The sequence below is a fragment of the Pollutimonas sp. M17 genome, from assembly GCF_025836975.1.
GTDB lineage: Bacteria > Pseudomonadota > Gammaproteobacteria > Burkholderiales > Burkholderiaceae_B.
Genome location: NZ_CP107548.1, coordinates 515,856 through 538,012, shown reverse-complemented (window position 1 = coordinate 538,012; position 22,157 = coordinate 515,856). Strand labels below are relative to the sequence as shown.

General features: G+C 63.7%; 21 protein-coding genes and 1 riboswitch. Of the genes, 7 read left to right on the top strand and 14 right to left on the bottom strand.

Going from position 1 to position 22,157, the window contains the following annotated elements; translation table 11 throughout:
• Position 1: 1 nt before the first annotated feature.
• From mreD to OEG81_RS02545, 3 genes are all read right to left on the bottom strand, one after another.
• Positions 2-580, bottom strand: a complete 579-nt coding sequence (gene mreD, locus OEG81_RS02555) for a rod shape-determining protein MreD (RefSeq protein WP_264131156.1) — start codon at positions 578-580, stop codon at positions 2-4.
• Positions 558-1,448 (bottom strand): rod shape-determining protein MreC, encoded by an 891-nt coding sequence (gene mreC, locus OEG81_RS02550; protein WP_264131155.1) that lies wholly within the window; start codon positions 1,446-1,448, stop codon positions 558-560. The genes mreD and mreC overlap by 23 nt, the downstream gene beginning before the upstream one ends.
• A gap of 71 nt (positions 1,449-1,519) precedes the next feature.
• The gene (locus OEG81_RS02545; RefSeq protein WP_130037429.1) at positions 1,520-2,563 is read right to left on the bottom strand and encodes a rod shape-determining protein; all 1,044 of its coding nucleotides are present in this window, start codon (positions 2,561-2,563) and stop codon (positions 1,520-1,522) included.
• Positions 2,564-2,793: 230 nt separating this feature from the next.
• Between OEG81_RS02545 and gatC the strand changes: the two genes are divergently transcribed.
• From gatC to gatB, 3 genes are read left to right on the top strand one after another with little or no spacing between them, the layout of a single operon-like run.
• Entirely contained in the window at positions 2,794-3,102 is a 309-nt protein-coding gene (gene gatC / locus OEG81_RS02540) for an Asp-tRNA(Asn)/Glu-tRNA(Gln) amidotransferase subunit GatC (RefSeq protein WP_264131154.1), read from the top strand.
• Positions 3,103-3,105: 3 nt separating this feature from the next.
• On the top strand, positions 3,106-4,638 hold the full coding sequence (gene gatA, locus OEG81_RS02535) for an Asp-tRNA(Asn)/Glu-tRNA(Gln) amidotransferase subunit GatA (protein WP_264131153.1): 1,533 nt from the start codon (positions 3,106-3,108) through the stop codon (positions 4,636-4,638).
• A complete protein-coding gene (gene gatB, locus OEG81_RS02530; RefSeq protein ID WP_264131152.1) occupies positions 4,638-6,092 on the top strand; it encodes an Asp-tRNA(Asn)/Glu-tRNA(Gln) amidotransferase subunit GatB in 1,455 nt (484 codons plus the stop codon). The genes gatA and gatB overlap by 1 nt, the downstream gene beginning before the upstream one ends.
• A 42-nt stretch (positions 6,093-6,134) precedes the next feature.
• Here gatB and pyrE read toward each other — a convergent pair whose 3' ends face one another.
• Complete coding sequence (gene pyrE / locus OEG81_RS02525) at positions 6,135-6,806, bottom strand: orotate phosphoribosyltransferase (RefSeq protein WP_412034158.1); 672 nt, start codon at positions 6,804-6,806, stop codon at positions 6,135-6,137.
• Positions 6,807-6,841: 35 nt separating this feature from the next.
• The gene (locus OEG81_RS02520) at positions 6,842-7,729 is read right to left on the bottom strand and encodes a LysR family transcriptional regulator (RefSeq protein WP_264131150.1); all 888 of its coding nucleotides are present in this window, start codon (positions 7,727-7,729) and stop codon (positions 6,842-6,844) included.
• Between the two features lie 189 nt (positions 7,730-7,918).
• Here OEG81_RS02520 and OEG81_RS02515 point away from each other — a divergent pair, with 189 nt between their 5' ends.
• The 3 genes from OEG81_RS02515 (at position 7,919) to OEG81_RS02505 (ending at position 10,064) form a co-directional block, all read left to right on the top strand.
• Entirely contained in the window at positions 7,919-8,326 is a 408-nt protein-coding gene (locus OEG81_RS02515; protein WP_264131149.1) for a DoxX family protein, read from the top strand.
• 63 nt (positions 8,327-8,389) lie between these two features.
• Positions 8,390-9,196: a DODA-type extradiol aromatic ring-opening family dioxygenase gene (locus OEG81_RS02510; RefSeq protein WP_264131148.1), complete on the top strand. Its 807-nt coding sequence runs from the start codon at positions 8,390-8,392 to the stop codon at positions 9,194-9,196.
• A gap of 85 nt (positions 9,197-9,281) precedes the next feature.
• Positions 9,282-10,064: an exodeoxyribonuclease III gene (locus OEG81_RS02505; RefSeq protein WP_264131147.1), complete on the top strand. Its 783-nt coding sequence runs from the start codon at positions 9,282-9,284 to the stop codon at positions 10,062-10,064.
• A gap of 6 nt (positions 10,065-10,070) precedes the next feature.
• Here the strand turns inward: OEG81_RS02505 and OEG81_RS02500 are convergent, their stop codons facing one another.
• Positions 10,071-11,495: a PLP-dependent aminotransferase family protein gene (locus OEG81_RS02500; RefSeq protein WP_264131146.1), complete on the bottom strand. Its 1,425-nt coding sequence runs from the start codon at positions 11,493-11,495 to the stop codon at positions 10,071-10,073.
• 145 nt (positions 11,496-11,640) lie between these two features.
• On the opposite strand from OEG81_RS02500, the gene OEG81_RS02495 reads away from it, so the two are divergent.
• Positions 11,641-12,507, top strand: coding sequence for a DMT family transporter (locus OEG81_RS02495; RefSeq protein ID WP_264131145.1), 867 nt, complete (start codon positions 11,641-11,643; stop codon positions 12,505-12,507).
• A gap of 102 nt (positions 12,508-12,609) precedes the next feature.
• On the opposite strand, the gene OEG81_RS02490 is transcribed toward OEG81_RS02495, so the two are convergent.
• From OEG81_RS02490 to metX, 8 genes are all read right to left on the bottom strand, one after another.
• Positions 12,610-12,804: a hypothetical protein gene (locus OEG81_RS02490; RefSeq protein ID WP_264131144.1), complete on the bottom strand. Its 195-nt coding sequence runs from the start codon at positions 12,802-12,804 to the stop codon at positions 12,610-12,612.
• A 67-nt stretch (positions 12,805-12,871) separates the two neighbouring features.
• On the bottom strand, positions 12,872-14,533 hold the full coding sequence (locus OEG81_RS02485) for a diguanylate cyclase domain-containing protein (protein ID WP_264131143.1): 1,662 nt from the start codon (positions 14,531-14,533) through the stop codon (positions 12,872-12,874).
• 102 nt (positions 14,534-14,635) lie between these two features.
• Positions 14,636-15,994 carry a PepSY-associated TM helix domain-containing protein gene (locus OEG81_RS02480; RefSeq protein ID WP_264131142.1) on the bottom strand — a complete coding sequence of 453 codons (1,359 nt, stop codon included), beginning with the start codon at positions 15,992-15,994 and terminating at the stop codon, positions 14,636-14,638.
• 11 nt (positions 15,995-16,005) lie between these two features.
• Positions 16,006-18,207: a TonB-dependent receptor gene (locus OEG81_RS02475; protein WP_264131141.1), complete on the bottom strand. Its 2,202-nt coding sequence runs from the start codon at positions 18,205-18,207 to the stop codon at positions 16,006-16,008.
• Positions 18,208-18,322: 115 nt separating this feature from the next.
• Positions 18,323-18,937 (bottom strand): trimeric intracellular cation channel family protein, encoded by a 615-nt coding sequence (locus OEG81_RS02470; protein ID WP_264131140.1) that lies wholly within the window; start codon positions 18,935-18,937, stop codon positions 18,323-18,325.
• A 1-nt stretch (position 18,938) separates the two neighbouring features.
• Complete coding sequence (locus tag OEG81_RS02465; protein WP_264132677.1) at positions 18,939-20,180, bottom strand: muropeptide transporter; 1,242 nt, start codon at positions 20,178-20,180, stop codon at positions 18,939-18,941.
• A gap of 11 nt (positions 20,181-20,191) precedes the next feature.
• The gene (gene metW, locus OEG81_RS02460; RefSeq protein ID WP_264131139.1) at positions 20,192-20,806 is read right to left on the bottom strand and encodes a methionine biosynthesis protein MetW; all 615 of its coding nucleotides are present in this window, start codon (positions 20,804-20,806) and stop codon (positions 20,192-20,194) included.
• Positions 20,803-22,053, bottom strand: coding sequence for a homoserine O-succinyltransferase MetX (gene metX, locus OEG81_RS02455; protein WP_264131138.1), 1,251 nt, complete (start codon positions 22,051-22,053; stop codon positions 20,803-20,805). The genes metW and metX overlap by 4 nt, the downstream gene beginning before the upstream one ends.
• Positions 22,043-22,121, bottom strand: a riboswitch (SAM riboswitch). It overlaps the preceding gene by 11 nt.
• Between the last annotated feature and the right edge of the window lie 36 nt (positions 22,122-22,157).

Sequence of the window (22,157 nt, the reverse complement as noted above, 5' to 3'; positions counted from 1 at the left end):
CCTAGACCGAGCCGGCGTCGGCTTCGTCGAGCCGGCGTTGCGGCAGATGCAGCAGGATATCGGCCAGCGGCCACAGGGCCACTGTGAACAGGGAGGACCACAGCCATCCCCAGCCGGCCCATTGCCCGGAGAGCCAGGCGCAAATGAACTGGGTAATGGCGTTGGCCACGACGAATATGGGCAGCAGATGGATGGCCTGCACAATGGCATTGAAACGCAACAGGCGCCGGCGCAGCACGATGGCGCCGTAGGCCGTGAGCGTAAAGGTAAGCGCCTGGCCCCCGAGCAGCGCGGCGTCGTGCACGTCCATGAACAGGCCGAACACGAAGGCGGCCAGCATGGTTACGCGCTGCGGCTCATTCAGGCACCAGAAGGCAATGACCAGCAACAGCAGGTCGGGGGCCGGCTGCCACAGGCGCCATGGCAACAGCGAAATCAGCCAGACCAGCAGCACCGTGGCCCAGATGAACAGCAGGCTGGACGGCTTCTTGAACGGAGATGTATCGATGGGCTGCAGCGAACTCAGGCCGGATCGCCCCAGCCCCGCCATCGGCACGCTATTGTCCGGCTTGCGTGGCATCGGGCACGTCCTCCTGCTTGAACTCCTGCGCCGACACATCGACCCGCAGAACCAGAAAATGGCGGTGGCGCTCGGGATGGGACAGAGGCGTTGCGACGGCCAGGGCAAAGCCCGTGGCCACGTCCCGCTCGACCCGGTCGACCGTGGCGACCGAAAGACCGGCGGGGAACAGGCCGCCGATACCGCTGGTGATCAGCGTGTCGCCGGGCGCCAGGTCCACATTGGCCGTCAGGTAGCGCACCTCGACCTTGCCCGAGACATTGCCGCCGAACGCGATGAGGCGCAAGCCATTGCGCAGCACCTGCACGGGGATGGAAACCTTGTCGTCGGTGAGCAGCGCCGCCTCGGAGGTGAAGGGGGTGACCCTGACGATCTGCCCGACGATGCCGCCTTCGTCGATCACGGGCATGCCTGGCTGGATGCCGCTGGACGACCCTTTGTTGAAGATCAGATGATGCGAAAACGCATTGGGCGGTTCATACAGGACTTCGACCGCCACCGAGGGCTGGACCACGGCGTCGGCCACGTCCAGCAGGCGGCGCAATTGTTCGTTTTCAGCGGCCAGCTGGGCGGCATGCGTCGAGATCTGCGCCAGTTCGATGCGCTGGCGCTGCAAGGCTTCTTTCTCGCGGCGGGCCAGCGCCGCGGCCTCGGTCCAGTTGTCGATATGCTCCAGCGCCTCGCGCGGAGCCATCATGAGTCGCTGGAAGGGATAGATGACGACGGAGATGGCCTGCCGCGCGGGGTCCAGCACCTGCCAGCGGGCGTCCACCACCAGCAGGCTCAGCGACAGCAGGACGAACACGAACAGCCTGAACTCAGCGGTTGGACCGCGCTTGAACAGCCTGATCGTGCCGGATTCTTGCATGGGATAGTCGTGCCTGCGCCGTGGAGCCCGGCGCACACGAAGGGGGCACCCGACCCTTTAAGAAACCAAAATCAATCGTAAATGAATACCGAGCCCAGCCGCTCCAGGTGTTCAAGCGCTTCGCCGCAGCCGCGTACGACGCAGGTGAGCGGGTCTTCGGCCACCACCACGGGCAGGCCGGTTTCTTCCTGGAGCAGGCGATCCAGATCGTGCAGCAATGCGCCGCCGCCCGTCAGGGCGATGCCCTTGTCGGTGATGTCGGCGCCCAGCTCCGGAGGCGTCTGCTCGAGCGCCGTCTTGACGGCGGATACGATCTGATTCAAAGGATCGGTAAGGGATTCAAGTATCTCGTTGGACGAGACCGTGAAACTGCGGGGAACGCCCTCGGACAGGTTGCGGCCCTTGACTTCGATTTCGCGGATCTCGGAGCCCGGGAAGGCCGAACCGATTTCCTTCTTGATGAGCTCGGCGGTGGGTTCGCCGATCAGCATGCCGTAGTTGCGGCGGATGTAGTTGATGATGGCTTCGTCGAATTTGTCGCCGCCGACACGCACCGAACCCTTGTACACCATGCCGCCCAGCGAAATGATGGCGACCTCCGTGGTGCCGCCCCCGATATCCACCACCATGGAGCCGCTGGCGTCGGACACGGCCAGACCGGCGCCGATGGCCGCGGCCATGGGCTCTTCGATGAGATAGACCTGGCTTGCGCCGGCGCCCAGGGCCGATTCGCGGATGGCACGGCGCTCGACCTGGGTGGAGCCGCAGGGCACGCACACGATGATGCGGGGGCTGGGCGCGAACATGCTGCGCGGATGCACCATGCGGATGAACTGCTTGAGCATCTGCTCGGTCACGGTGAAATCGGCGATGACCCCGTCTTTCATGGGGCGGATGGCTTCGATGTTGCCCGGCACCCGGCCCAGCATCTGCTTGGCCTCGCGGCCGACGGCCTGGATGATTTTCTTGCCGCTGGGGCCGCCGTCGTGGCGGATGGCGACGACCGAGGGCTCGTCCAGCACGATTCCCTTGCCGCGAACATAGATAAGGGTATTGGCGGTTCCCAGATCGATCGCCATATCGCTGGAGAAGTAACTACGAAGGAATCCGAACATGGGCGTCCAGTGAGATCAATGATTTAAAAAAGTTCGCCGGATCGGTGCTGCCATCAAGCGCAAACGCGAGGCGCCGGAATTCACCAACGAATTAAACCGACAATGATAACTTATAATTGATTCTCGATAAGGTCGAATAACGGCAAATTATTTTCTGTAACCAGCCGCTTGCACCACGCGTTACACGCTAATACATTACCGGCCGCAACCCTCTTCCAGTAAAGACATCCATGGCAATCACCGAACATGATGTGGCCCGCATAGCCAAGCTCGCCCGCATCGAGCTTGCGCCGGACGAAAGCGCCCGGGCCCAGAACGAACTGAACGGCATCCTGAGCCTGATCCAGCAGTTGCAGGCCGTAGACACGGCGGGCATCGAACCCATGGCCCATCCGCTGGCCGCCCACCAGGACATCGCGCTGCGCCTGCGGCCCGACACGGCCTCGGCCACCCGCACGCTCGAAGAACGCGCGGCCCTCATGGCCAATACTCCCGCCGAGGACAACGGCCTGTTCCTGGTTCCCACGGTCATCGAGTAAGCCATGCCCAGCACCCCATTGCATACACAATTCGACAGCATCGCCGCGCTGCGCCAGGCGCTGCAATCGCGCCAGGTCAGCGCCCGCGAGCTGGCCGGCAGCGCGCTTGACGCCGCGCTGGACAGCAGCGGCCTGAATGCCTTCCTGCATATCGACCGCGAGCTCACCCTGGCCCAGGCCGACGCCGCCGACAAGCAGTTGTCCGACGGCCTGGCCGGCCCGCTGGCCGGCGTGCCCATCGCCCACAAAGACGTGTTCGTCACCCAGGGCTGGCGCAGCACCGCGGCCAGCAAAATGCTGGAACACTACACCAGCCCCTTCGACGCCACCGTGGTCCAGCGGCTGAAGCAGGCTGGCGCCGTCTCCATCGGCAAGCTCAACTGCGACGAATTCGCCATGGGTTCGGGCAACGAGAATTCCGCATTCGGTCCCACCCTCAATCCCTGGGACGGCGCTGCCGTGCCCGGCGGCTCGTCGGGCGGGTCGGCGGCGGCCGTTGCGGCGGGCCTGGTCATGGCCGCCACCGGCACCGATACCGGCGGGTCGGTCCGGCAGCCGGCCGCCCTGTGCGGCGTCAGCGGCATCAAGCCCACCTATGGCACGGTGTCGCGCTTCGGCATGATCGCCTACGGATCAAGCCTGGACCAGGCCGGCCCCATAGCGCGCCACGCCCGTGACCTGGTCGAGCTGCTCGACCCCATGAGCGGCTTCGATCCGCGCGATTCGACCAGCCTGGAACAATGCGACGGCGTCCCGAACGCGCCGGGCCGCATCCGCGCTGACTTCGATGCCGCGCTCGCCGGCCAGCAAGCGGCGGGCAGCCAGCCCCTGAAAGGCCTGCGCATCGGCGTGCCTTCGGAATTCTTCAATGCCGGCCTGGCCCCGGACGTAGCCGCCGCCGTCGAATCCGCCCTGCAAGCCTTCGAGTCGCTGGGCGCGGTGCGCGTGGGCATATCCCTGCCCCGCACCGAACTTTCGATTCCCACCTACTACGTCATCGCGCCGGCCGAGGCGTCCAGCAACCTGTCTCGCTACGACGGCGTCCGCTACGGCCACCGCGCCGCGCAATACCGCGACCTGGCCGAGATGACCAGCCGTTCGCGCACCGAGGGCTTCGGCCCCGAAGTCCTGCGGCGCATCATGGTCGGCACTTACGTGCTGTCCCACGGCTACTACGACGCCTACTACCTGCAGGCGCAACGCGTGCGCCGCATGATCGTCAACGATTTCCAGCAGGCTTTTTCCAGCCACTGCGACGTCATCATGGGTCCCGTCACGCCCTCCGTCGCCAAGCACATCGGCGACAACCGCGAAGATCCCATCGCCGACTGGCTGGCCGATATCTACACGCTGGGCGTCAGCCTGGCCGGCCTGCCCGCCATGTCGGTGCCCTGCGGCTTCGGCGGCGCCGGGCGCCCCCTGCCCATCGGGCTGCAGATCATCGGCAATTACTTCAGCGAGGGCCGCCTGCTCGCCGTGGCCGACCGCTACCAGCAAGCCACCGACTGGCACCAACGCAAACCGGAACAACGATAATGGAATGGGAAATCGTCATCGGCCTGGAAACGCACGCTCAGCTTTCCACCGAGTCCAAGATATTTTCTGACAGCAGCACGCGCTTTGGCGCCGCACCCAACACGCAGGCCAACGAAGTCGACATGGCCCTGCCCGGCAGCCTGCCCGTCATGAACAAGGGCGCGGTCGAACGCGCCATCCAGTTCGGCCTGGCGGTGGGCGCCCATATCGCGCCGCGTTCGATTTTCGCGCGGAAAAACTATTTCTATCCCGACCTGCCCAAGAACTACCAGATCAGCCAGTTCGAGATCCCCGTGGTCCAGGGCGGATCCATCAGCTTTTTCGTCGGCGACCAGGAAAGAACCATCAATCTCACCCGCGCCCACCTGGAAGAGGACGCGGGCAAGTCCCTGCACGAGGACTTCACCGGGCCGCACGGCGAATCGTCCACCGGCATCGACCTGAACCGGGCCGGCACCCCTTTGCTGGAAATCGTGTCCGAGCCCGAGATGCGCTCGGCCGCCGAAGCGGTGGCCTATGCCCGCGCGCTGCACGGGCTGGTGGTATGGCTGGGCATTTGTGACGGCAACATGCAGGAAGGCTCCTTCCGCTGCGACGCCAACGTCTCGGTCCGCCCCAAGGGCCAGGCCGAACTGGGCACACGCAGCGAAATCAAGAACGTCAACTCCTTCCGCTTCCTCGAGCGCGCCATTCTCTACGAGGCCCGCCGACAGATCGAATTGATCGAAGACGGCGGCAAGGTCGTTCAGGAAACCCGCCTGTACGATTCCGACCGGGACGAAACACGCAGCATGCGCAGCAAGGAAGACGCGCACGACTATCGCTATTTTCCCGATCCCGACCTGCCTCCCCTTGTCATCGCTCCCGACTGGATACGGCGCGTGCGGGAAGCCATGCCCGAGCTGCCCGCGCAGAAGCGAGCCCGCTTCGAATCCGAACTGGGGCTGAGCGGCTACGATGCGGCGCAATTGACCATGGCCCGCTCCAGTTCCGATTATTTCGAAGAAACCGCCGCCCTATTGCCCGAAGGGCAGGCCAAGCTGGCCGCCAACTGGGTCCTGGGCGAGCTTTCCGCCGCGCTGAACCGCGACGAGATCGACATCGCGCAAAGCCCGGTGCGCCCCGCCGCCCTGGCCGCGCTGATCGCGCGCATCATCGACGGCACCATCTCCAACAAGATGGCGCGCGACGTATTCGCCGCCATGTGGACGGGCGAGAACAACGGCGACCCCGATGCCATCATCGAAGCGCGCGGCTTGAAACAGATCAGCGACAGCGGCGCCATCGGCGCCATGATCGATCAGGTGCTGGCCGACAATCCCGCCATCGTCGAGGAATTCCGCGCCGGCAAGCAAAAAGCCTTCAATTCCCTGGTCGGCCAGGTCATGAAGGCCGCCAGGGGCAAGGCCAATCCGCAGCAGGTCAACGACCTGCTCAAGGAAAAGCTGGGTTAAGCCCCGGCATCCGGGGCCCGGGCCCGCGACGGGCTCCGGGCCTTACACGCCATAGCGGGCCCGGTAGGCCGCCACGGCCGCGCGATGCTCGCCCAGGCGGGCGTCGCCGTCAAGCAGCGCCATGATGTCGGCCAGCGACGCGATGCTGACAACGGGCATGCCGTAGGTCGCCGCAACGTCCTGCACCGCCGAATGAGCCGACAGCGCATCATCGGGCCCCGCGCGCTCCATGCGGTCCAGGGCGATCAGCACGGCGGCGGGCTCGGCGCCGGCCTGCCTGATGATTTCCACCGACTCGCGCACCGACGTGCCGGCGGTGATGACGTCGTCGATGATCACCACCTTGCCCTGCAAGGGCGCACCCACCAGCATCCCGCCTTCGCCGTGATCCTTGGCTTCCTTGCGATTGAAGGCGAAGGGTATATCGCGGCCCGCCAGCGACGGATGGCCGGCCAGGGCGACCGAGGTCGCCGTGGAGAGCGGGATGCCCTTGTAGGCGGGGCCGAACAGCATGTCGAAATCCAGGCCGGAATCCACCAGGGCCTGCGCGTAGAACTGCGCCAGCCGCCCTATCGAGCGGCCCGTATTGAAGAGGCCGGCGTTGAAAAAATAAGGGCTGATCCGCCCCGACTTGACCTTGAATTGCCCAAAACGCAAGACGCCCTGATCCAGGGAGAAACGCACGAAATCCGTGCGGTTGGAAGAGTCAGCCATCATTCAGCCAGAAAGGGGAAAACCGGTATTATCGGTCATAAAGAGCCGTTGCCCAACGACACGGCCAGGAAATCGATGAACGATCGCACTTTCGACGTCAGGTACTTGCGGCTGATATAGCTGGCGTAAAGCTCGTAGGGCAACTGGCGGTACTGCGGCAAGATCTGCACCAGCGCGCCGGACTTCAGATCGTCCTCGACCAGCCAGCCCGGTAGGAAGCCTATCCCCACCCCCGCGCGAACCGCATGGTATGAAAACGTGGAATCGTCGGACTTCATCGCCGCATCCAGCCGTATCCGCACCTTGCCCTTGGGGCCCTCGAACTCGAATGCATCGGTATTCAGGTAGTTGGGCACGATGCCCTGGTAGGCGGACAGGTCGGAAATGGCGGCCGGCGTTCCGGCCGTCAGATAGCTGGGCGCAGCCACGAGATAGAAACGTATCCCGCAAATACGCCGCACGATCAGTTGCGGCGACGGATCCCGGGTAACGCGCAGGGCCAGGTCGTAGCCTTCGGCCGCCAGGTCCACCTTGCGATTCGTAAAACGCAGATCCAGCACGACTTCGGGGTGCTTGCGCCGATAATCGGCCATGACATGCACGATGCGCGGATTGGCGAACCAGACCGGCGCCGTCACCTTCAGCGTCCCGCGCGGGGCTTCGACGCCGGTGCCCACCGCGACAGCCGCCAGCTCGAGCGTTTCAAGGGCATTGCGGCATTGCTCGTAGTAAAGGGCGCCGGCTTCGGTCAGGCTGACTTTGCGGCTGCTGCGGTTGAGCAGGCGCACGCCCAGCTCACGCTCCAGGTGAGCCATATGCTTGCTGGCCATGGGCGCCGACATGGAAAGGCGCTCGGCGGCCGCCACAAAACTGCCCGCGTCGGCGATTTCCCGAAACACCCGCAAACTGACCAAGGTATCCATCGTTTCCTTACAGGAAAGTAATCAATAATAAATCGGCTATATATTTCCTATTATTATTCTATTAAACTTTCTTGGCGTAAATCATGGACATAAGGGATTTTCAAGGAAAACCTTTTAACCGGCCGGCTGCAGGCCATTGCAAGCAGCATCACTTCAACGCGGCACCTTCAAACCTAACGGGGATTAATTATGACGACCAATTCATGCACGATCTGGGCTCCACGCGTATTGAGCATTTTGCGTATCGTGGCCGGCTATTGCCTGCTGTGGCACGGAACCTCCAAGTATTTCGGTACGCCCGGCAATGCCATCGAAGGCCTGCAGATTTTCTCGATGATGGGCATTGCGGGACTCATTGAACTGGTCGCCGGCGTCCTGCTCATCATCGGTCTTTTCACACGCAGCGCCGCATTCATCGCTTCCGGCTTCACGGCCGCCGCCTACTTCATCGGCCACGTCGCCGGCAAAGGCATGCTGCTCTTCCCCAACATGAACGGCGGCGAAGCGGCCGTCCTGTTCTGCTTCATCTTCTTCTATCTCATCTTCGCCGGCCCCGGTCCGTGGAGCATCGACGCACTGCGCGGCAAATCGGAATAAGCCCCGCGCGCCTGCGCCAAGGCATCGTTCCCGGCCCAGGCCGGGAACGATATGGATTCGATCATGAAACTGCCCACTTACTTCATCTCTCACGGCGGCGGCCCCTGGCCCTATATGCCCGAAATGCAGGCCAGCAACACCGCGCTCGCCGCTTCGCTGGCCGGCATTCCGGCGCAGATCGGCCGCAAGCCCGAAGCCATACTGATGGTATCCGCGCACTGGGAAACTGCCGGTACGTTCAAGGTCATGTCGGCCTCCAAGCCCGGCATGGTCTATGACTACCACGGATTTCCGGCGCACACTTACGAGGTCCGGTATCCTGCTCCCGGCGCACCCGGCCTGGCCGATCGCGTCCTCCAGCTGCTTCGGGCCGCGGATCTGCCCGTGCAAAAAGACAGCCAGCGCGGTTTCGACCATGGCGCTTTCGTTCCGGCCTTCGTCATGTACCCTGACGCCGATGTGCCCATGGTCCAGCTGTCCATCGATGCGCAGTACGACCCCGAAAGGCACCTGGCCCTGGGCCGCGCCCTCGCGCCCTTGCGCAACGAAGGCGTGCTCATCGTCGGCAGCGGCCTCAGCTACCACAACCTGCGCCGGATTTATGGCGGGGGTGCCGCCGCGTCGGCGCAATTCGATGCCTGGCTGCAGCAAACCCTGCTGCACAGCCCCGTCGAACAACGCGGCCAGCTGCTGCGCAATTGGGAAAACGCGCCCGCCGCCCGGCTCGCCCACCCCCGGGAAGACCACCTGATCCCGCTCATGGTCGCGGCAGGCGCCGCCGAGAACGAAGCCGCCGCCTGCGTGTACCACGAAGCCCTGGCGTTCGCCGGCATCACCGCGTCCAGCTTCCGCTTCGGGCCGGCCGCATAAGCCGCCCCGCCGCACAAGAAACCCCTCATCCATAGCGCCGTATCGGTTAAAGTCTATGCTTTGACCGATACCGGGACGCTATACGATGCTTCGTGTGATATCCGCCAACCTCAATGGCATCCGCTCCGCCGTCAGCAAGGGCTTCCTCGAATGGCTGGCCGTGCAGGACGCCGATTTCATCTGCCTGCAGGAACTGAAGGCCCAGGCCGACAACATGACGGCCGACATGCTCAATCCCCCCGGCTATTACGGCTACTTCCATTATGCCGAGAAAAAAGGCTATAGCGGCGTGGGCGTGTATGCGCGCCGCCAGCCGCTGCAGATCATCGAGGGCCTGGGCGTGCCTGAAATCGACGCCGAAGGCCGCTATCTGGAACTCGTCTACGATACGCTTTCCATCATATCGGTCTATCTGCCCTCGGGCTCCAGCGGCGATCATCGGCAAGCGGCCAAGTTCGTGTTCATGGAGCACTTCTTTGCCCACCTGGCCAATCTGGTCAAATGCGGACGCCAGGTCATCCTGTGCGGCGACTGGAACATCGCCCACAAGGAAATCGACCTGAAGAACTGGAAAGGCAACCTGAAGAACAGCGGATTCCTGCCCGAGGAACGCGCCTGGCTGACACGCGTATTCGACGAAATCGGCTGGGTGGACGTGTATCGCCGCCTGCACCCCGAGGCCACGGGGGACGCCTATACCTGGTGGAGCAATCGCGGCCAGGCCTGGGCCAAGAACGTGGGCTGGCGCATCGACTACCAGATCGCCTCGCCTGAAATCGCCGCCACGGCCACGACTGCGTCCATCTACAAAGAGCAGCGCTTCAGCGACCATGCGCCGCTGACCATCGACTACGAAACGGCGCTGTAGCGCGCATCAAGCGGCCGCGGAGTGCCCCGCAGCCGCTTCCGCCTGCCCGGCCGGCCGGCTCAGCAGCGTGCGAAGCACGTCGTACAAGCGTGCGTCGCCCGACTGCGCCACATTGAAACGCAAGAACGACCCGGCCGATTTGGACAGGCTGAATACGTTTCCAGGAGCCAGCACAACGCCCTGTTCCAGCGCCCGGCGGCTGAGTTCGACCGCATCGACCCCGCCCGGCAGGCCGCACCACAAGAACATTCCACCGCGGGGCCGCATCCACGGCTGTATGCCCAAAGCGGCAAGCCTGTCGGCCACGGGCCCCATGGCATGGGCCAGGCGCAGGCGCAATCCCTCGGTATGCCGGCGATAGCTGCCTTCCTTGAGCATCCGGTAAACGAGTTCGGCCGACAGCCGGCTGCCGCCGAATGTGGTGGCTATTTTCAGGTCGGCCAGGGCGTCCACCCATTCGGGCCGGGCGGCAATGTAGCCGCAGCGCACCGAGGCCGAAAGCGTCTTCGAGAAGCTGCCCACATGCACCACCCTGTTCAGGCCGTCGAAGGCGGCCAGGCGCGGCGACGGCTCGGGCTCGAAATCGGCGAAGATGTCGTCCTCGACTATCGTCAGTTCATAATGCTCCGCCAGCTTGAGCACGCGATGGGCCGTCAGGGGCGACAGCGCCGCGCCCGTGGGATTGTGCAAGGCCGAGTTGGTCAGGTACAGGCGCGGCCGATGCTCGGCAAGCGCCTGCTCGAAACGCTGAAGGTCCGGGCCTGACGGGGTATAAGGCACGCCTACGACCTTCGCATGATGGGCCCGCAGCAAGGCATGGAAATTGAAATAGCAAGGATCGTCGACCAGTACGGCATCGCCCGACTCGAGCAGGAACCGGCACAGCAGGTCCAGTGCCTGCGTGCCGCAATCGGCCAATAGTATCTGGTCGGGCGCGGCATCGATGGCGCTGTCATGAAGCCGGCGGGCCAGCAGTTGCCTTAGCGGCGCGAATCCCAAAGGCGTGTCGTAGCTGGACAAGGCTTCTGAGTCCGCCTTGGCGAGCGAACGCAAGGCGCGGCGCATGCTGTCCTGAGGCAGCCACGATGGCGGCAGCCAGCCGCAACCCGGCTTGAGCAGCTCGCCTTGCGTATCCAGCGCCTGGCGCGCAACCCATAACGGGTCGATCTCGCGATCCAGCCGGGGGCCGATGTCCACCAGCGACAAGGGAGGCATGGGCGCCGCCACGTAGAAGCCCGATCCCCTTCTGGCAAAGATCGTTCCCTCCGCCGCCAGGCGGTCGTAGGCTTCGACCACCGTGGACTTGGACACGCCCATGTATCCGGCCAAAGCCCTTATGGACGGCAGCCTGGCGCCCGTGATCAATTGGCGCCCCGCAATCCGTTGCTGGATTTCGCGCATCACCTGCGCCGTCAATGTCCCTGTTTCCATGAGATCGTTCCCTTATGCGCATCGCCGACCCTTCTGTACCCATATACGTACCAGTACAGATTTTTATGATTGTACCTATGTGTCTCTGGCGGCGGCAGGCCGCGGGAATCATCATTCCAGGCATTGCATGGACACAAGGAAAATAATGGGCGAAGTATCCAAAGGCTGGTTGAACGGACTGGCGGGCGTGGCCATTTTCAGCGGATCGCTGCCGGCCACCCGCGTGGCGATAGCCGGCTTCGACCCGGTATTCCTGACGGCGGCGCGGGCCGCCATCGCGGGCATTCTGGCCCTGATCCTGCTGGGCATGCAACGCAGCGGGCGGCCATCCTCGCGGGACATGGCCAGCCTTTCGACGGTGGCGCTGGGCGTGGTGGTCGGCTTCCCCCTCCTGTCGGCGCTGGCGCTGCAGTACATCACCGCGGCGCGCTCCCTGGTCTTCATCGGCCTGCTGCCCTTGTCCACCGCCATTTTCGGCGTCATACGCGGCAGGGAAAGGCCCCGCCCCGCTTTCTGGCTGTTCGCGCTCCTGGGCAGCGCCTGCGTGGCGGGCTTTGCCCTGGCGCAGGATGCCGACGCCTCCTGGCGCGGCGACGTGCTGATGCTCGGCGCCATCCTGACCTGCGGCTACGGCTACGCGGAAGGGGGGCGCCTGTCGCGGCACATGGGCGGCTGGGAGGTCATTTCCTGGGCGCTGGTGCTATCGCTGCCCTTCATGGCGGTCATTTCCATCGTCACGCACCCGCAGTCATGGCAGCAGATCGGCCTGCCCGCCTGGATAGGCCTGGGGTATGTATCCCTCTTCAGCATGCTGATCGGCTTTTTCTTCTGGTACCGGGGTTTGGCGCAAGGGGGAATCGCCGCCGTGGGCCAGCTGCAGCTGCTTCAACCTTTCATGGGTTTGGCCCTGGCCGCCGCCCTGCTGGGAGAAAGCGTCAGCGGGGCCATGATGGCCGCGACGATCGCAGTGGTGGCTTGCGTGGCGGGAGCGCGCATCTTCGCCAGGAAATGATGCAGCCTGAAAACAAAACGGCGCAAGGATATGCTTGCGCCGTGTATTCGGATGACCGGACGTCCGCGGAGAGAACGCCCGGATGAATCGAGCCAGTGGAAACTAAGCCGTTACGTGCAATTGCGTTCCCACGGGGCCAAAGGTGGCCAGCTTGGGCATGGAATCCATGATGCTGGCAATGGTCTGTGCCTGGCTGTCGAGTACTTTGCGCAGCAGGACGTTTTGCTGCTCTTGCGCGGCGTTGTAGCCTTGAAGGCTGATCGCGACACTGACGGCGCTTTCAACGGACATGTCCATGGCGGCTCCAGATTGAATGAAAAACCAGCTGCCAGCATAACGGAGGCCAAAGGCATTGTCTAGCGGTTTATACCGGCACCGTCGCCGGGCTGCCGGCCATGTCGCCGCTGGCCTCACCGAAAACGCATATCCGCGAGCGGCCTGTCCGCTTGGCTTGATACATGGCCATATCGGCCCGCGTCATCAGTTGCGACCCCGACACCGGTTCTCCCGTATACAGGGCGACGCCTATCGATACGCTCAGCGTGAACCGGTGGTCGCCCACACTATAGGGAGCGCAGATCGAAATCATGTATTCACGGGCCAGCCGCTCGGCATCCAGGCGCGGATCGGTCAGATTGGTCAGCAGCACGACGAATTCGTCCCCGCCCAGGCGCGCCACCGTGTCGGAGCTTCTGCGCCCCCGCAGGAAACGCTGCGCGACCTGGACCAGCACGGCATCGCCCATGGAGTGCCCGAACTCGTCGTTGATGGGCTTGAAACGGTCAAGGTCGCAAAACAGCAAGGCGAAGCTCGTGCCATTGCGCCTTGCCAGGTCCAGCGCGTAGTCCAGGCGGCTTTCCAGCATCTGCCGGTTATACAAGCCCGTCAAGGTGTCGTGGTGCGCCAGGAAGGACAGGCGCTCTTCGCTTTCCTTGAGCACGGCCTCGTTCTCGCGCAGTTTGGCCAACAGGTAATTGAAGCCCTGCACCAGGCCGCCCACTTCATCGTCGCGTTCAACGGGCAGGGCTTCCAGCTTGCGCTTCCCGTCAGCCATTTCCCGCATGGCCTGCGCGCTCTCGGTAAGAGGCCGCAGTATGCGAGGCAGCAACAACAGCAAAAGCAGCATGACCGCCGCTACGGCCACTGCCGTGCTTTGCGCGATCAATGCCTTGAGCGCATTCACTGGACGAAATGCTTCCTGCGTGGGTATGCGCGCTACGACGAACCATCCGGTGCCTGGAACGCTGGCCATGGCGGAAAGCTCTTTGACCCCTTGGGCATTGACGGTTACGCCGGTGCCGCGATAGCCGGCCATCGCACGGTCATGCAGCAGGTTCACCCCTGGCGGCGGCGTGGGCTTGAGGATCATTTCTGGCACGCTGGAACCGATGAAAACCTGGTCCTGCGGTGAAATCAGCAAGAAGCCGCCGCGATGGCCGAACTGGTTCTCCTGCATGTCGCGCAGGAAGCCATCCGCGCTAAGATCGGCCACCCCGCCCAACACCGCGACCGGCTGCCGGTCAGCGTCTCGAATCGCCGCAGCCATGACGATGATGGGCTTGCCGCTGGTGGAAGAGCGCTCGGGCCTGCCGATCACCGACACCTCGGCCGCCAGCGCGGCCTGGAACCAGGCGCTATCGGAAAAATCCCGCTTGCTGTCCGGGTTCCCGGCCTCGCCGTCGAACGCTATTCTTTTGCCTTGCGGATCGATCAGCAGCATCCCTTCGGCGAACAGGGGATGCAGGCGACGGCGCTCTTCCAGCCACTCGCCCAGCTCTTTGGGCCGGTCAAGCAGCGCCGCCGGCAAGCTGCGCGCCAACTGGTCGACCAGAGTGCGCCGGCTTTCGACGTTATGCTCGATGTCGCGCGCGATGTAAGAGGCAATGGAAAGCTGCTGATCGTCGACCAGGCGGTGCAGCGTATCCTGCGCGAACGGAAGCGCCACGACAAACCGGAAAATGATGTTCGCAATCATCAGCCCTGCGCCCAGGGCCAGTATGCGAAATTTGATGGTCTTGAAATTCATCGCGCCATCGTCGCGGGGACAGAGGAGGCCATCGCATATACCCGACGAAATAATCCGACATATATGAACACAAGTCCGGCGGATTTGCCACCCGAGAAACCGCTAGGAGCCGCCCCCCGCATGGGGGGCGTCGTGCCGCTTAGACGGCGTCGCGTGCGGCAAGGCGGCATTGCGGCCCGCGACGGGGGAAGAGGCATCGCGCCAGGCCGCCTGCTTGCGGGCGCGGCGCTTGCGTGCCCAGATCACGATGCCGGTAATGGACAACATGGCCACCACCAGGCCCATCAGCGACATCATGACGCGGCCGGGGAAACCCAGGATGCGGCCGGAGTGCAGGGGAAACTGCAACTGGACGAAGATATCCGCCGCCGTGCCCTTCCAGGGCAGGTAATCGCCCAGGTAGCGGCCGTCCGAGCCGTCGAAATACATGTTCGCTATCGCCATGCCGCCACTGCCATGATCCGCTCCAGGATGGAAGAAGGCAGTGCTATAGAAGCCCAGGTTGCGCGCATAGAAGATTCCTCCGGGCGGCCGCTCCCAATTTTGCCGGCCGGCCTGCTCGCGGGATAGCTCCAGCGCCTGTCCGAACCCGATACGCGGCTCGATGGGTTGATTCAGCGGCGACCTGGGCCGCGTTTCGAAGGGTCCCGGCGTCACCTGCGACACCAGCGACATCGCCGGGAAGAACACCTCGCGATACAGGTTCAGCGAAAACGAGGTGAAGGCAATGACGAGAATGACGCCCCACACCCACAATCCCGCGGCCCGATGCAGGTCGAAATTAAGCTTGTAGCCGCCCGCCCCCCAGCGTATCCGCCAGGAAGGCTTCCAGCGTTGCCACCAGTTGCGCCCATTGGATGGCGCGGGGCCGTCGCCGTCCGCTGCGCCGCCACTGGCGGCCCCCGCCTGCCGGCGACGAAGCGGCAAAGTCAGGTACAGGGCCACGAAGCTGTCCAGCAACCAGACCAGGGCGACGATGCCCATGAACTGATAGCCCCAGCGGTCCGAGCCCCAGAACGCGGGGACATGCAGGCTTTCATGCAGATCGCGCAGGAAAGGCATGAGCGCCCGCCTGGAGAGCGACACTTCGCCGGCATCGCGCTTGCCGACGATGGCGGCAGTGACCGGGTCGATGAACACTTGCGTGTAGTCCAGCGGATAAGGCTTGCCCGTGGCCGGGTCGATGCGCGGCTGGACCAGATAGGTGGCGGCGTGCCCCTCCTCGAAATGCAGGGGCACGTACACCACCTGGGCATGGGGGTCGTCGGCCTCGACCACCTTGATCAGGTCGATGGGCGAGCGAAACTCGCCCTGGCTTTCGATCTTGTACAGATCGCTGTTCAGCCATTCATCGATCTCGTGATCCCAGGAGATCACCGCCCCGGTCAGGCCCGAGACGACCAGGAACAAAGCAATGAACAGTCCGGCCCAGCGGTGTATCAGTGTTGCAAACAGCCTCATGAAAATACCGATCAGTATTGCAGCGTGGCGGAAAGCATGACGGTGCGCGGCGCGCCCAGGACCAGATAGCCGGCGCCGGGATAGCCGCCCGCGGACGCCCAGTAATTCTTGTTGGCGACGTTGATGACGTTGGCGCGCAGGGTCAGCAGGTGGCCGTCAATCTCGGTCAGGTAGCGCGCGCCCAGGTCGAAGCGCGTCCAGGCCGGCAGTTCCTGCTTGTTGGCGGCGTCGGCGTACTGCGACGAGGTATACACCGCCTGGCCGGTCAGCGTCAGGCCGCCTGTACCCGGAACATCCCATTCCAAGCCGAGGTTCGCCATGGTCCTGGGCACGCCGATGGCGCGATTGCCATCATTGGCGCCACCCACCGTGGTGACTTGCTTGGCGTCCAGCAGCGTCACCCCGCCCAGCACCCGCAAGCCGCGCACAGGCTCGCCGTAGACGCTCAGCTCCGCGCCGCGGTTGCGCTGCTTGCCGTAGACGCCGTATACCAGGGAGTCCGGATCGACATAGGCGGAGGGCTGGTCAGAGGTGAACAGCGCCAGGCTGGCGCCGATTTTTCCACCGTCGTACTTGATGCCGACTTCCTTCTGCTTGGTTTGAACTGGATCGAAGGTGGCCCCAACGTTAACAACTGGTCGCCTGGGGCTACTGCCAAACGTAGCGGGCGCGGCGCCGATCTGGGACAGCCCTTCAATATAGTTGGCATACAGTGAAATCTGATCGGTCGCCTTGATGACCAGACCGGCCACAGGCGTTATACGGCTGGCACTGTTGGCGGGGCCGTTCGACTCACCCGTATTGTAGTTGTAGCTGCGGCTGGAAATCTTTTGATGACGCAGGCCCGCCGTGAACAACACCTTGTTGTCCAGCAGGGACATGGTATCTGCGATGGCGAAACTGGTGGTCCGTATACTCTCGGTCAACAACGGATCGTGTATATCGCCGCCCGATCCTCCGACGGCTTGCGGACGTGCGACACGCACGGGGCTGTACAAGTTGGAATGCCCAACTCCCGCAAAGGAAATGTAGGCATTCCGGCTATCCCATCGGTAATGATTGGCGGATATATTGACAGTGTGGCCGACGCTGCCAGTATCGAACTTGGCCCTTAAGCCAACTTCACCCGTTTTGACACTATCCTTGCGCGTAACGGTCATGCCGGACATAGTCATGTCGCCCGCCAGGTTTATGACTTTTGGCGTGGTCGTAAAAGAAGACTCGTCGCTGCTGCGCCCGCCCACCGCCGCCCAGGCCGTCATCTTGTCGGTGATATCGAACTCACCCCGAATGGTCCCGAACAGGTCGCGCTCGTTGGAATGGATATAGCCCGGCCCCAGATTGGTGCTGGCATTGGGCGCGGACGGTATGGGCAGGCCCGCATCGACGTTGATGCTGGGCTGGGGATCCTGCAAGCGGTGATCCTGCCATCCCAAATCCGCCGACAGCCGCGCACGCTCGCCGCGCCAGTCCAGGCCCAATCCGAAGGCACTCAATTCGCGCTTTTCGTCGTCCACGGCCGTGCCGCCGTCGCGACGCACGGCATTCAAACGGATACCGGTGCTGTCATCGGGACCGAAGCGCCTGGCCAGATCAAGCGCCGCATAACCCTGGTTGCCGCTTTCCCAGCCCAATGTCACTTCGGACAAGGGCTCGTTGGGCGCCCGCTTCGGGACCACGTTGATCGAGCCGCCCAGTCCGGAATTGCCTGGAGCCGCGCCGTTCAAAAAGGCGTTTGCCCCACGGAACACGTCCAGGCGTTCGATGAACTCGCTGGCCAGGTACTGGCGCGGCAGCAGACCGTACAGGCCGTTGTAGGTGATGTCGTCCGAGAACAACGGGAACCCTCGAACCATATAGACCTGCTGGAAGTTGCCGAAGCCCCGCGCATTGCGCACACCGGGATCATTCTGCAGGATGTCCGCCACGCTGGCCGCCTGCTGATCCTTGATCAATTGGTTGGTGTATTGCGTGCTGTTGAATGGGCTGTCCATGGTGTCCAGATTGCCCAGCAGGCCCATGCGCCCGCCGCGCGACACCTGCCCGCCGGCATACGCCGGCAGCAGGCCCCCGGCCGACGCGTCGGCGCTGGACTGCACGGTAACCGGCGCCAGGGTTTCAACGGAAGAGTCTGAGGAAGTGGTCTGCGCATAAACCGGTGCGCCCGCAAAGGCGGCGACGATCGCCGCGTGCAGGAAGAGGCGTGTAGGCATGATGGATCCGGATGGAATTGACATTGAGAATGAATCGCATTATTGCTCATATCAATTCTGCAGGTCAATTACGCCGGCTTCCGGCACGAGCGGCCGGCAAGCACGGTATGCCCGCCTACCGCCATTCGTCCCGGTAAACGAACTTGGGCATCTGCCAGTTGAAGCGCAGCGCAAGCATGCGCAGGGCCAGCCCCGCCGACATGGATGCAATCATGGACATATTCAGGCCCACGCCCAGGTGTTGCGCGCCGAGGAACAAGGCGCCCGTCAGCACGGAAACGCTGGCGTACAGCTCCTTGCGCAAGAGCAGTGGAATGTCGTTGCACAGAATGTCGCGCAACATGCCGCCGGCGCAGCCGGTGATCATGCCGCTGATGAGCACGACCGTAATGGGCAGCTCCATGCGCAAGGCGATCTGGCAGCCGATGACGGTAAAGACCACCAGCCCCAAGGCGTCCAGCCAAAGGAAAAGGCTGTGCAGGCGCCGCATGACGGGCGCGATCAGGGCGGTGACCAGGGCGGCCCCCGCCGTTATCCATAGATATTCGGGATGCAGCACCCAGGTGACCGGGTAGTGACCGAGCACCACATCGCGCAAGGTTCCGCCGCCCAGCGCCGTGACGCAGGCGATGATGCAGACCCCTATCCAGTCCATATCCCGCCGGCCCGCCGCCAGGGCCGCGGTCATGGCTTCAGCCGTAATGGCGATCAGGTACAGGGCCAGCAGCATGTCAGGGGGCCGTATCCAGGCCTTCGATCTCGGCCCTGCGCAGGCGCAGCAGGATCAGGCCCGGCAAGGCGATCAGCACGGTGATCACGAAAAAGCCGGGCCAGCCTATCGATTCGACCAAGGGCGGCGTCAAGGGACCGGCCAGGTAAGTGCGTCCGACCGCCGACAAGGCCGATAGCAGGGCGAACTGGGTCGCCGAGAACTCCTGCTTGCACAAGGCCATCAGCAAGGCGACGAAAGCGGCCGTGCCCAACCCTCCGCACAAGTTCTCCACCGCCACGACCAACGCCATGGAATAGACCTGGGGCGGCGTCACGGCCAGCACCCAGTAGCCGAAATTGGAGATCGCCTGCAACAGGCCGAACAGCATCAGCGACCGGTACAGGCCCAGCCGCGACATGATGGAGCCGCCCGCAAGCGCCCCCACAATGGTGGCCGCCAGGCCGAATACCTTGTTGATGGTGCCCACTTCGGACACGCTGAAGCCCGCGCCGCGCAAAAGGAAGGTGGTCGACAGCGCGCCGGCGAACGCATCGCCCAGCTTGTAAAGCACGATGAGCAGCAAGATGGTGATGGCGCCGCGCCGCTTGAAAAACTCCACCAGCGGCTCGACCACGGCGACCGCAAGCGATCGCGGCGCGCGCGCGACCACCTCGGGTTCGGGAGCCAGGACGGTGGCGATGGCGCACACCGCCATGAAACCGCCCATCAGGAAGTAGGTGTTCCGCCAGCCCAGCCACTGATCGGCCAGCACCAGCGCCAGCCCACCCGACACGATCATGGCCAGGCGGTATCCCAGCACCTTGACCGCCGCCCCCGCCGCCCGCTCTTCCTTGCGCAGCACATCGGTGCTGTAGGCATCGAAGGCGATGTCCTGGGTCGCCGACAGAAAGGCCACCAGCACCGCCAGCGCGGCAAGCAGGCCCAGATGATTGCCGGGGGAAAACAGGCCCATGCCGGCGATGGCCGCCGCCAGCATGAGCTGCGTAAAGAATATCCAGCTGCGCCGACGCCCCAGGATGGGCGGCGCATACCTGTCGACCAGCGGCGCCCAAAGGAACTTGAGCGTGTACGCCGTGCCGATCAGGGTCAGAAAGCCTATGTTCTGCAGCGATACATTATCGACGGTGGCCCAGGCCTGCAGCGTTCCGCTGGTCAGGGCGAGCGGCAGGCCGCTTGCGAATCCGAGCACCAGCAGGGGAATGACGCGTGGGCTGGCATAGACGCTGGTAAATGTAGCGATGACGAACCTCTTTATCGGTTGGGGGACTCGAAGCGGTACACCGCCAGGGTGCTGCGCCAGCCGGGCAATAGCTTGATTTCCTTGTTGCCGTTGAAGGTGGCCAGATGCGTGATGCGCAGCTGCAAGGCCGCGGCCAGCGCTTCAAAGTCCTTCAGCGTGCATAAGTGGATGTTCGGCGTATCGAACCACTGGTAAGGCATTTCGCCGGTGACCGGCATGCGCCCCCGCAATATCGACCAGCCGTGCGGCCAGTAGCCGAAATTCGGGAAGGACACGATGCCGTAGCGGGCCACCCTCGCCATCTCGCGCAGGATATGCTCGGTATGGTGCATGGACTGCAAGGTCTGCGAAAGCACGACGGTGTCGAACTGCTGGTCGTCGAACAGCGCCAGGCCCTCTTCGAGGTTCTGCTGTATGACCTGCACGCCCCGGCGCACCGAGGCGATCACGTGTTCGTCGTTCAGCTCGACACCCGCGCCGACCACATTCTTGTTGGTCTGCAGATAAGCCAGCAAGGTGCCGTCGCCGCAGCCCAGGTCCAGGACGCGGCTGTCGGGTTCTATCCAGCCGGCAATGCGCCGCAGGTCGGCGCGCACATGCCGGGGCGCCACGGTAGACTGGCTCACGCTAGCACTCCTGTTGTCCGGGCACGCTCGGCCAGGCCCAGCTTGGCGGCGATCCGGTCGTAATAGCCTTGCACGACGGCATGGTAGCGGGCATCGTCCAGCAGGAAAGCGTCGTGGCCATGGGGCGCGTCGATTTCCGCGTACGTTACGGGCCGCTTGTTTTTCAGCAGGGCGCGCACCATATCGCGTGAACGGGCCGGGGGAAAACGCCAGTCAGTGCTGAAGGACACCAGCAGGAAGTCGGCTTGCACGCCTTGAAGGGCGCGCGCCAGATCCCCGCCGTGATTGCGCGAGGGATCGAAGTAATCCAGCGCGCGAGTAATCAGCAAATAGGTATTGGCGTCGAAATAAGTGGAGAATTTCTCGCCCTGATAGCGCAGATAGGACTCCACCTCGAACTCCACGTCGTAGCCATAGTGGAACTCGCCGTTGTCGGCCGGCGCGCGCTGCGTGCGGCCGAACTTCGTCGCCATGTCGTCGTCCGACAGATACGTGATGTGCCCCACCATCCGGGCCACCGACAGACCGTGTTTCGGCACCTTGTCGTGGGTGTAGTAATCGCCGCCATGGAAATCCGGGTCGCTGATGATGGAGCGCCGCGCGACTTCATTGAAGCCGATGTTCTGCGCCGACAGGCGCGGCGTGCTGGCGATCACGACGCAGTGGCCTATGCGCTCGGGGCAAGTGATGGCCCAGCTCAAGGCCTGCATTCCGCCCAACGACCCGCCCATGACCGCCGCGAATTTTTCAATGCCGAAGTGGTCGGCGAGCCGCGCCTGGGCGCGCACCCAGTCTTCCACCGTCAGCATGGGAAAGGCCGCGCCCCAGGGCTTGCCGGTGGCCGGATTGATGCTGGCCGGACCGGTCGAGCCGAAGCATGAGCCGATATTGTTGACGCCGATCACAAAAAAGCGATCGGTATCCACGGCCTTGCCCGGGCCCACCATATTGTCCCACCAGCCGACATCCTTGGGATTGTCGGCGGCGATGCCGGCCACATGATGCGATGCGTTCAAGGCGTGGCAGACCAATACCGCATTGCTGCGCTGCTGGTTCAGGACGCCATAGGTTTCCACCGCAAGCTCGTAGCCCGGCAGGACCTGGCCGCTGGTCAGGGCAAGCGGCTCGGTGAATGAAATGTATTGGGGGGATACGATACCCACCGATCCGGCTGGCGCCGCGGGCGGGATTGCCGAAGCAGGGGTTGGAAGGGTCGGGGAAATAACGGTTGCGGAAAATTCGGCCATATGGACCTCTTTAGCTGGATTTATGAGGCGCCCGCAAGCAGATCAAGCAAATCGGCGCTGTTTCGGGTGCCATTTTATCACTCCTGCCAAAGGCGGCTTGCGCG

Excerpts from the sequence above, each read along its gene's own strand:
- OEG81_RS02545 (WP_130037429.1), bottom strand. The coding sequence starts at position 2,563 with ATGTTCGGATTCCTTCGTAGTTACTTCTCCAGCGATATGGCGATCGAT.
- OEG81_RS02480 (WP_264131142.1), bottom strand. The coding sequence starts at position 15,994 with ATGAGGCTGTTTGCAACACTGATACACCGCTGGGCCGGACTGTTCATT.
- OEG81_RS02510 (WP_264131148.1), top strand. The coding sequence starts at position 8,390 with ATGAAACTGCCCACTTACTTCATCTCTCACGGCGGCGGCCCCTGGCCC.
- gatA (WP_264131153.1), top strand. The coding sequence starts at position 3,106 with ATGCCCAGCACCCCATTGCATACACAATTCGACAGCATCGCCGCGCTG.
- OEG81_RS02475 (WP_264131141.1), bottom strand. The coding sequence starts at position 18,207 with ATGCCTACACGCCTCTTCCTGCACGCGGCGATCGTCGCCGCCTTTGCG.
- metX (WP_264131138.1), bottom strand. The coding sequence starts at position 22,053 with ATGGCCGAATTTTCCGCAACCGTTATTTCCCCGACCCTTCCAACCCCT.
- gatB (WP_264131152.1), top strand. The coding sequence starts at position 4,638 with ATGGAATGGGAAATCGTCATCGGCCTGGAAACGCACGCTCAGCTTTCC.
- OEG81_RS02500 (WP_264131146.1), bottom strand. The coding sequence starts at position 11,495 with ATGGAAACAGGGACATTGACGGCGCAGGTGATGCGCGAAATCCAGCAA.
- OEG81_RS02470 (WP_264131140.1), bottom strand. The coding sequence starts at position 18,937 with ATGCTGCTGGCCCTGTACCTGATCGCCATTACGGCTGAAGCCATGACC.
- pyrE (WP_412034158.1), bottom strand. The coding sequence starts at position 6,806 with ATGGCTGACTCTTCCAACCGCACGGATTTCGTGCGTTTCTCCCTGGAT.
- OEG81_RS02520 (WP_264131150.1), bottom strand. The coding sequence starts at position 7,729 with ATGGATACCTTGGTCAGTTTGCGGGTGTTTCGGGAAATCGCCGACGCG.
- mreD (WP_264131156.1), bottom strand. The coding sequence starts at position 580 with ATGCCACGCAAGCCGGACAATAGCGTGCCGATGGCGGGGCTGGGGCGA.
- mreC (WP_264131155.1), bottom strand. The coding sequence starts at position 1,448 with ATGCAAGAATCCGGCACGATCAGGCTGTTCAAGCGCGGTCCAACCGCT.
- gatC (WP_264131154.1), top strand. The coding sequence starts at position 2,794 with ATGGCAATCACCGAACATGATGTGGCCCGCATAGCCAAGCTCGCCCGC.
- OEG81_RS02485 (WP_264131143.1), bottom strand. The coding sequence starts at position 14,533 with ATGAATTTCAAGACCATCAAATTTCGCATACTGGCCCTGGGCGCAGGG.
- OEG81_RS02490 (WP_264131144.1), bottom strand. The coding sequence starts at position 12,804 with ATGGACATGTCCGTTGAAAGCGCCGTCAGTGTCGCGATCAGCCTTCAA.
- OEG81_RS02495 (WP_264131145.1), top strand. The coding sequence starts at position 11,641 with ATGGGCGAAGTATCCAAAGGCTGGTTGAACGGACTGGCGGGCGTGGCC.
- OEG81_RS02505 (WP_264131147.1), top strand. The coding sequence starts at position 9,282 with ATGCTTCGTGTGATATCCGCCAACCTCAATGGCATCCGCTCCGCCGTC.
- OEG81_RS02515 (WP_264131149.1), top strand. The coding sequence starts at position 7,919 with ATGACGACCAATTCATGCACGATCTGGGCTCCACGCGTATTGAGCATT.